The organism is Intestinimonas sp. (assembly GCF_026169115.1).
Taxonomy (GTDB): Bacteria; Bacillota; Clostridia; order Oscillospirales; family Oscillospiraceae; genus Intestinimonas.
Genome location: NZ_JAPFEA010000116.1, coordinates 1 through 8,685, shown reverse-complemented (window position 1 = coordinate 8,685; position 8,685 = coordinate 1). Strand labels below are relative to the sequence as shown.

The window sequence follows — 8,685 nt, the reverse complement described above, 5'->3', positions numbered from 1 at the left end:
GGCGTGGTCTCCGCCGGGGCCTGGGTCTCTGCCGGCGGTTCTGTCACCGACGGGGTCCCGGTCCCTGCCGGCGGCTCCGTCTCCGACGGGGCCCCGGTCTCACCCGGCGCGCCGGTCTCTCCGGGGGGCGTCGTCTCCGCCGGGGTCTCCGTCTCCCCGGGCAGCGGGGTCTCGGTGGGCTCCGGTGTGGCGACAGGCCGGTTCTTATGCTCCAGCCAGGCAGAATTGTGGGTGCGGTCCTCCAGTTTGCCGGTGCTGGAGCCGATGGTGCCGTCGCTGTTGACATACATGATGTCCAGCTCGCGGGAGCTCAGCTCCTCCAGATAGGGGTTGAAACACTGGTTCACCAGGTCCACCAGCTCGTCGGTGTTGGGCACCACATAGGACTGCATATTACCCACGCCCCGGCTCCACACAGCCTTATTGGTGCAGGGCATGGTGACAAAATTGACGTTCTCCATCTTCAGACCGCCGAAAATGGCCTGCTGGCCAAACCAGAACATGTTTTGAATGCTCAGATTGGTGGTGACGTTCCGGTCAAAGACCTCGGAGAGCTCCTGGATGCGGGCCACGTTCTTGATCTGGAGACACTGCTCCACCACCGCCTTCAAAAATGCCTGCTGGGTCTTGATGCGGCCCAGATCGCCGTCGGCATAGCCGTAGCGCATGTCGTTGTCGTGGCGGTAGCGGATGACCCCCATGGCGGCCTCGCCGTCCAGCAGCTGGTAGCCCTTCTTGATATGGATGTGGAGGTCCTGGGTGGGGTCGTCGTAGTTCATATTCCGGGGTACGTCGAACCACACCCCGTCGATGGCATCCACCAGCTCGCCCACGGCGGCCCACTCCACCACCACCTGGAAGTCGGGCACGAAGCCCACCAGCTGGCTGATCTCCTTGTCCAGGGCCTCAATGCCGTCGTCTTCCCCGCCGGCATAGTTGTAGACCGAGTTGATGCGTTTGATGTCCCAGGAGACGTTGACCATGGTGTCCCGGGGAATACTCATGACATTGAGCTTCTGGTTGGGCACATCGTAGGAGGCCAGCATCAGGGTATCGGTGTTGCCCCCGCCGCCGGTGTCCCGTCCGATGACCAGGAAGGTAAAGAAGTCCTCCTTCCGTCCGCTGCCGTAGACGCTGGGGGTCTCGGTCTCCAGTCCGCTGCTGTGGATGGGCGTCTCCGGACGCCCCCCCTCCGGGGTGATGTCCGGCTTGACGAACAGCAGCTTGGACACCGCAAATACCGCCACCACAAGGGCGGCCAGCACAGTGAGGGTGATATAGACCGCCCGCAGGGCCTTCTGCCGGCCAGTCAGCTTCTTCCGGGGCCGCTTATCCTTCTCTGCCGCAGGTCCGGCCAGACGGCTGCCGCCCTTTTTCTGTTCTTTCTCTGGGGTCATGTGCTTCGTCCTTTCAGAATGTGGCTGGTCTCCGTGAAAGCGAAGATCCTTTGGGGAGCATCCCGCGACCCTCCCCTCAGTTTACAGAGGGTATCACAGATCGCGGAAAAATGCAACGGTTCAGGGCGCCGGCTGGGTCGGGACCGCCGGCGGAGTGAAGATGGGGATGCCGATGTCCCCCGGAGAGGGCTGTGTCTCCTCCGTCTCCTCTGGCGTCTCTGGCGCCTCAGAAGGGACCGGCGTTCCGGTCTCAGCAGGGAGCTCTCCCCCGCTCGGGGGCTCCGTCCCGTCCGGCGTCCCGGTCTCAGCGGGCAGCTCGGTCTCCTCCGGCGGCTCGGTTTCCCCGGGCGTTTGGGTCTCCCCAGGCGTGCCGGTCTCTTCAGGCGCACCAGTCGCCCCGGGCAGCTCGGTCTCCTCCGGCGGCTGGCTCGTCTCCGGCGGCTCCGTCTCCTCCGGCAGCAGGGATTCGTAGTAGGCCGGGTTGGCCTTGCTATCCCGGATGGCGCTTCCGGTGGCGGCGATAGAGCCGTCGTCATTCTTATAGACCACGTCCAGATTGGCCCGGGTAACGTCGGTGAGATAGGGGTTGAAGTCGGCGTTGACCAGCTCCACGATCTCTCCGGCGTAGGGGAAGACATAGGACTCGTTGCGTCCGATGGAGTAGCTCCAGAAATAGCCGTTGTAGTTGGCCGGCAGGGTGACAAAGTTCACGCTGTCGGTCCGCAGGCCGCCCTGGATGGCCGACTTGGCCAGCCACAGCAGGTTGGGGATGGTGAGGTCAGTCTCCACGTTGTCCATGAAGATGTCCACCAGCTCCGGGATGTGGGTCACCACCGAGGGTCGGAGGAGCTTGTCCGCGATGGCCATGAGCAGATCCTGCTGGACCTGGATGCGGCCAATATCCCCCTGGTTGTAGATGCCGGGGGCGCCGTTGTTGTTCTTGCGGAAGCGGAGGACCTGCATGACCTGCTCCCCGTCCAGATGCTGGTAGCCCTTGCTGATGTGGATGTGGAGATCCTGGGTGGGGTCGTCGTAGTTCATCTCCACCGGAACATCGAAATCCACGCCGCCGATGGCCTTGGCCAGCTCCCCCACCGCCTCCCACTCCACCACGATGTGGAAGTCGGGGGCAAAGCCGATGGTATCGGCCACGGTATCCATGAGGGCGGCCATGCCCTTCTCTCCGCCGCCGGCCCGGTTGTAGACCGAGTTGATCTTTTTGATGTCCCAGGACTTGTTGACAATGGTATCCCGGGGGATGCTCATGGCGTTGAGCCGCTGACCAGCCACATCGTAGGAGACCACCATGATGGTATCGGTATTGCCCCCGCCCCCTGTATCCCGGCCCACCAGGAGGAAGGTGTAGTAGTCCGCCTTCCGGCCCGCCGCCGCCAGATCAGGGGCCTCGTCCCCGGTGATCTCAGGGGGCTTGGTGTCCTCGGGCGCAGCGCTCTGGGTGGGCCGGGGCCCCTCCGTGCCGGGGAGCTCCGGCCTGACAAAGAGCAGGCGGGAAACCGCGAAGACGCCCACCGCCAGGGCGGTCAGGAGGACGGCGGCCAGACAGGCCGCCCGAATGGCCTTCTGCCGGGCAGTCAGCTTTTTTCGGGGCGGCTTGGGGGTCTTTTCTCCCTTGGTCTGAAGATGCTTGCCGCCCTTATTCTGTTCTCTCTCAGGATTCATCAGGTCCGCCCTTTCAGGAAATCTCTGGCCTGGAGGGTGTTGGTGTGTACCGGCACGCCCCGCTCCTCCATGTCCTGGATGGTGAGCTCGCAGCCCAGGAGGAGGGCGGCGTCCAGATCGGTATAGGCCAGCCGCCGCAGCTCCTCCAGCCCCTCAAAGTCCGCCCTGGAGGGCTCGATATAGTCGGCCAGATAGAGTATTTTGGAGAGGAGGTCCATGTCCGCCTTGCCGGTGGTGTGCCAGTAAATGGCATTGCACACCTCATCCGGTTCCCCAAACACATGCCGGGCGATGGCGGCGCCGGTCTTGGAGTGGAGGAGCTTCACCGCCACCCGCTCCAGGTCGTCCAGCGGGACAGCGTATTTCTCGCACAATGCCAGCTGCTCGTCCAGCTCCAGATACTTGGTGCAGTCGTGGAGGATGCCGGCCCGACGGGCCAGGTGGGGGTCGGCCCCCCAGTACTCTGCCAGACGCACCGCCTCGGCCTCACAGCCCCTGATGTGGGGGACCCGCTTGGCCTTCACCATGGAGAGGGAGGCGCACCGCAGGTCGTCGTCGTCCAGATGTCTGAGGTCGGCCCTCACCCCATAGAGACTGTGGAGGAGAATATAGCCGTAGACCTGGCACCAGAGGGCATCCCGGACCTGGGCCCGGTCCGTCTCCAACAGAGCGCGGACCTGAGTGGAGGAAAGGTCAATGATCTGGGGCAGCTCCACCACCGCCACCTGGGCGCCGTAACGCTCCCGGAGCGCCCGGCCCTGCGCCTCCAGGGCCGACCGGCGGTCGGCCTCGCTGCGGGCAAAGGCGGCAATGCCGGCCAGGACGGTGATCCGCTCCGGGTCCCGCCAGTCTTGCAGGGTGAGGAACATATCTGTTCCCATGAGGAGCCACAGCTCGTCGTCAGGATAGCGCCGCCGCAGCTCCTCCAGGGTGTCCACGGTGTAGCTCTTGCCCTGCCGGGAGAGCTCCAGGCCGTCAGCCCCGGCCAGGCCGGGCCGCCCAGCCTCCAGGCAGAGCCCGTCGGCCATCAGGGCCGTCATGGCCAGCCGCTCCTCCGCCGGCACAGACTCCGGCGGCAGGGCCTTGTGGGGCGGAAGGGCCGCCGGAACAAAGAGGATCTTGTCCAGACCCAGCCGCTCCGCCGCCGCCCGGGCCGCCTGCATATGCCCCAGGTGGGGCGGGTCAAAGGTTCCGCCATACACGCCGATCTTCATTGCGAACACTCCCCTTTTCTTGGCTGTTCTTTCGAGACGCTGCCGTATGGGCCTTCCGCCCCCGCAAAGGACGCCCCTCCATGAAAGACGCCCCGGACGGGGACATGGTTGTCCAGATCCCGCATTTTTTCACTGCGGGCTGAGCATGCTCAGACCTGCCGCTTGTCCTTCACCAGCACGATCCGGTCCTTCTTGTCCTTGTTATGACTTTGACGATATAACACGAGTTTTGTCTCCCCCACTGGGCTCCGCCCTGCGGGGACCCCCTCCGGATCTCACCTGCGCGGCGGGAGTAAATCCCGCCTTGCGCCAAGGGTCCTTCGGACCGCTTGTACGCCGCAGACGCGGCGGGGAACAAAATTCGTCAGTTCCGCTTGTCCTTCACCAGCACGATTCGGTCCTTCTTGTCCTTGTTATGACTTTGACGGTACAGAACGAATTTTGTTCCGATGACCTGGACCACCTCGCTGCGGGTGGCCTGGGCCAGGGCCTCGGCGGCCTCCCGGGCGCTGAGCATGGAATTTTCCAGGACCTTGCCCTTGATGAGCTCCCGGGCCTCCAGGGCGTCGTCGGCCTGCTTGATGAGGTTGTCCCCCAGGCCGTCCTTGCCCACATGGAGGATGGTGTCGATGGAATTGGCCAGGCCCCGAAGCTGGGCCCGCTGCTTGCTTGTCAGATCCATAGTATCTCCTTTATTTCTCTTCTGTGTTCTGTTCAGACAGATAGTCCGAGAGCTTTTCCCGAAAGATTTTCAGGGCGTTCCCCCGGTGGGAAATGGCGTTTTTCTCCTCGGCGGTGAGCTGGGCAAAGGTCTTTTTCCGCTCCGGCACGAAGAAAATGGGGTCGTAGCCGAAGCCGTTCTCCCCCTGGGGGGCGTAGGCCAGGGTGCCGTGGCACTCCCCTCGGGCGGTGATGACGTCGCCGTTGGGCATGCACAGGGTGATGACCGAGACGAACCTGCACTTCCGGTCCAACTGCCCCCGCATGTTCTCCAGCAGCAGCCGGTACCGGCCCACATCGTCCAGGCCCTCCCCGCCGTACCGGGCGGAGTAAACGCCGGGGGCGCCGTTCAGGGCATCCACCGCAAGGCCGGAGTCGTCTGCGATGGCGGGCAGGCCGCAGGCCTCCATGACGGCCCGGGCCTTCAACAGGGAGTTCTCCTCAAAGGTGGTCCCCGTCTCCTCCACGTCCACATCCACGCCCACGTCGGACTCCAGGACCACCTCCACCCCCTGGGCGGAGAGAATGTCCCGCATCTCCACCAGCTTATGCTGGTTCTTGCTGGCAAGTACGACCTTCATAGACTCAACCTCCCAGGGCGGAACGCTGAATGGCCTGGATCTCCCGGATGCCCTTGGCGCACAGGTCCACCAGGGCCCGCTGCTCCTCGATGGTGAAGGCCCGGCCCTCGCCGGTGCCCTGGAGCTCCACGATCTCCCCCTCGCCGGTCATGATGCAGTTGAGGTCCACCTGGGCGGCAGAGTCCTCCTCATAGCACAGATCCAGCAGGAGCTGGTCGTCCACAATGCCGGCGGAGATGGCGGCCACGCAGGTCTTCAGGGGCATTTCGGGGAGCACCCCCCGCTCCACCAGACTGTGCAGCGCGTAGCTGAGGGCCACAAAGCCGCCGGTGACGCTGGCGGTACGGGTGCCGCCGTCCCCCTGGAGGACATCGCAGTCGATGGTGATGGTGCGCTCCCCCAGCTTTTTCATGTCCACAGCCGCCCGGAGGGCCCGGCCTACCAGGCGCTGGATCTCCGCCGAACGGGGGGAGAGCTTCAGCTTGGAGACGTCCCGCTTGCTCCGCTCCCGGTTGGCCCGGGGCAGCATGGAGTACTCCGCGGTGACCCAGCCCTCTCCCTCGGGGACATGGGGCGGGGTCTTCTCCTCTACTGACGCGGTGCAGAGCACCATGGTGTTGCCGCAGCGGATGAGGCAGGAGCCCTCCGCGAATTTGTTGAAGCCAGGGGTGATCTCAATGGGCCGGAGCTCATCCCAGGCCCGTCCGTCGATCCTTGTCATGGTCCTATCCCTCCAAAATCAAGGCCGTATGGCCCTGTTCTTTGCTATGCAGTGGTGCGCGCTTGGCGCATGAAGTTTTATACCAGTGCCTCGGTGAAGTCGGCGGCGTCGAAGGGCCGCAGGTCCTCGATGCCCTCCCCCAGGCCCACATACTTCACGGGGATCTGGAGGGTGTCGGCGATGGCCACGGTGATGCCGCCCTTGGCGGAGCCGTCCAGCTTGGTGAGGACGATGCCGGTGACGCCGGCGGTCTCCCGGAACTGCTTGGCCTGGATGAGGCCGTTCTGGCCGGTGGTGGCGTCCAGCACCAGCAGGGTCTCCTTGGCGCAGCCGGGGAGCTCCCGGTCAATGATGCGGGAGATCTTGCTCAGCTCGTTCATCAGGTTCTGCTTGTTGTGGAGCCGCCCGGCGGTGTCCACCAGGATGACGTCGCTGTTCCGGGCCTTGGCGGCGCTCACCGCGTCAAAGACCACCGAGGCGGGGTCGGCCCCCTCGTGCTGCTTGACGATTTCCACCCCCGCCCGCTGGGACCAGATGGTGAGCTGATCGGCGGCGGCGGCCCGGAAGGTGTCACCGGCGCAGAGGAGGACCTTCTTCCCCTGGGCTTTCAGATTGGCGGCCAGCTTGCCGATGGTGGTGGTCTTGCCCACGCCGTTGACCCCGATGAAGAGGATCACCGAGGGGCGGGTGGAGAGGTCCAGGCCCTGGTCCCCCACCGCCAGCATGTCCTGGAGGACCCGGCGCAGACAGCCCCGTACCTCCTCCTTGTCCTTGAGCTTCTCGCTCTTCACCCGGCGCTTGAGCTCCTCCACCGCCTTGAGGGTGGTGTCCATGCCCATGTCGGAGAGGATGAGGATCTCCTCCAGCTCGTCATAGAAGTCGTCGTCAATGGCAGAGAAGCCGGCAAAGATGTTCAGCTTTTTAATTTTATCAAAAAATCCCATATACTTCTTCCTTTAATTATAAACTTTTTCCGCAGTAGGGACAATATTGGATGCTTCCATCCCGGATGGGAAGGCCCATCCCGCAGTGGGGGCAGCACCAGTAGAGCCGTACCACAACGACGGCGAGGACCGCCAGCAGTCCCCCCGCCACCATGGCCGGCGGCCAGAGGAAGCCCAGCAGTACCAGCCCGATCCCGGCGCCCATCAGGAGCCTCTTGAGCTTATGCACATTTCGATGGTCAATGTGGAACTTTTTCATGCTGTTCCTCCCATCACTTCAGGTCCAATTCTTTTTCCACATCATTTAGGTTGATGGTCAACAAACGACTTACCCCTTGTTCCTGCATGGTGACGCCGTACAGGACGTCGGCCTCCTCCATGGTGCCCCGGCGGTGGGTGATGACGATGAACTGGGTCTTGGCGCTCATGCCCCGGAGATACCGGGCGAACCGGGTGACGTTGACGTCGTCCAGGGCGGCCTCGATCTCGTCCATGACGCAGAAGGGAGTGGGCCGCACCTTCAAGATGGCAAAGTAGAGGGCGATGGCCACGAATGCCTTCTCGCCGCCGGAGAGGAGGGAGAGGACCTTGAGGGCCTTGCCCGGGGGCTGGACCTTGATCTCGATGCCGCAGTTCAGGATGTCCTCCGGGTCCTCCAGCTCCAGTGTGGCCTTGCCGCCGCCGAAGAGCTCGGTGAAGGTCTCCCCGAAGGCGGCGTTGATGACGCCGAACTGCTGGGTGAAGATGGCCTTCATCTCCCCGGTGATGTCGGCGATGACCTTTTCCAGTTCCTCCTTGGACCGGCGCACGTCGTCCCGCTGGTCGGTGAGGTAGGTATAGCGTTGATTGACCCGGTCGAACTCCTCAATGGCGTCCAGGTTGATGTTGCCCAGGCCGGAGATGCTCCGCTTGAGCTCCCCCACCCGCTTCTGGGCCTTGGGCAGGCTCTCCAGCTCCTGGCGCTGGGCCCGGGCCGCCTCGTGGGAGAGCTCGTAGGTCTCCCAGAGCCTGTCCAGGATCTGCTTTTCCTCCAGGGCGGAGGCCGTCTTCTTCTGCTCCAGCGCCGCGGCCTCCCGCTCCAGGTTCAGCAGCTCGCCGTTCTTGTCCCGGCTCTCCTTGTCCGCCCGGTTCCGCTCTGCCTCCAGGTCCAGCCGCTCCTCGTTGAGCCTGTCGATCTGGCTCTGGCGGTCCTCGTTTTCCACCCGGATGCGCTGAAGCGCCTCCTCCTGGGCCCGGATCTGCGCGCCCAGGTCGTCGTTTTTGGCCTCGATCTCCCGGAGCATGTGCTCCCGCTGGGCCTTGTCGCCGGTGATGTCCCGGCGCAGCTCCTCCAGCTCGGTGAGGGCCTGAGCGGTGGCGGCCTCCTCAGCCGCCAGGGCGGCCCGCTCCTGGTTGAGCCGGGCGATCTCCGCCGCCGCGGCCTCCAGC

Annotated in this window: 8 protein-coding genes and 1 pseudogene; all 9 read right to left on the bottom strand. The window is 64.3% G+C overall.

Translation table 11 applies throughout. The features are described from left to right. On the bottom strand, positions 1–1,397 hold a 1,397-nt coding region (locus tag Q0Y09_RS10130), incomplete at its 3' end, for an LCP family protein (RefSeq protein WP_297721014.1). 120 nt (positions 1,398–1,517) lie between these two features. Continuing rightward, positions 1,518–3,077, bottom strand: coding sequence for an LCP family protein (locus Q0Y09_RS10125; protein ID WP_297721012.1), 1,560 nt, complete (start codon positions 3,075–3,077; stop codon positions 1,518–1,520). Beyond that, a complete protein-coding gene (gene yqeK / locus Q0Y09_RS10120) occupies positions 3,077–4,291 on the bottom strand; it encodes a bis(5'-nucleosyl)-tetraphosphatase (symmetrical) YqeK (RefSeq protein ID WP_297721010.1) in 1,215 nt (404 codons plus the stop codon). Before yqeK ends, Q0Y09_RS10125 begins: the two co-directional genes overlap by 1 nt. Before the next feature lie 364 nt (positions 4,292–4,655). Continuing rightward, positions 4,656–4,973 carry a ribosome assembly RNA-binding protein YhbY gene (gene yhbY, locus Q0Y09_RS10115; RefSeq protein WP_297721008.1) on the bottom strand — a complete coding sequence of 106 codons (318 nt, stop codon included), beginning with the start codon at positions 4,971–4,973 and terminating at the stop codon, positions 4,656–4,658. A gap of 10 nt (positions 4,974–4,983) precedes the next feature. After that, positions 4,984–5,592 (bottom strand): XTP/dITP diphosphatase, encoded by a 609-nt coding sequence (locus Q0Y09_RS10110; protein ID WP_297721006.1) that lies wholly within the window; start codon positions 5,590–5,592, stop codon positions 4,984–4,986. A gap of 4 nt (positions 5,593–5,596) precedes the next feature. Next, complete coding sequence (rph, locus tag Q0Y09_RS10105) at positions 5,597–6,313, bottom strand: ribonuclease PH (protein WP_297721004.1); 717 nt, start codon at positions 6,311–6,313, stop codon at positions 5,597–5,599. Positions 6,314–6,390: 77 nt separating this feature from the next. Continuing rightward, positions 6,391–7,257: a signal recognition particle-docking protein FtsY gene (gene ftsY, locus Q0Y09_RS10100; protein WP_297721002.1), complete on the bottom strand. Its 867-nt coding sequence runs from the start codon at positions 7,255–7,257 to the stop codon at positions 6,391–6,393. 16 nt (positions 7,258–7,273) lie between these two features. Next, entirely contained in the window at positions 7,274–7,516 is a 243-nt protein-coding gene (locus Q0Y09_RS10095) for a hypothetical protein (protein WP_297721001.1), read from the bottom strand. 13 nt (positions 7,517–7,529) lie between these two features. After that, a pseudogene (locus tag Q0Y09_RS10090) lies at positions 7,530–8,685 on the bottom strand (chromosome segregation protein SMC); the annotation flags it as partial.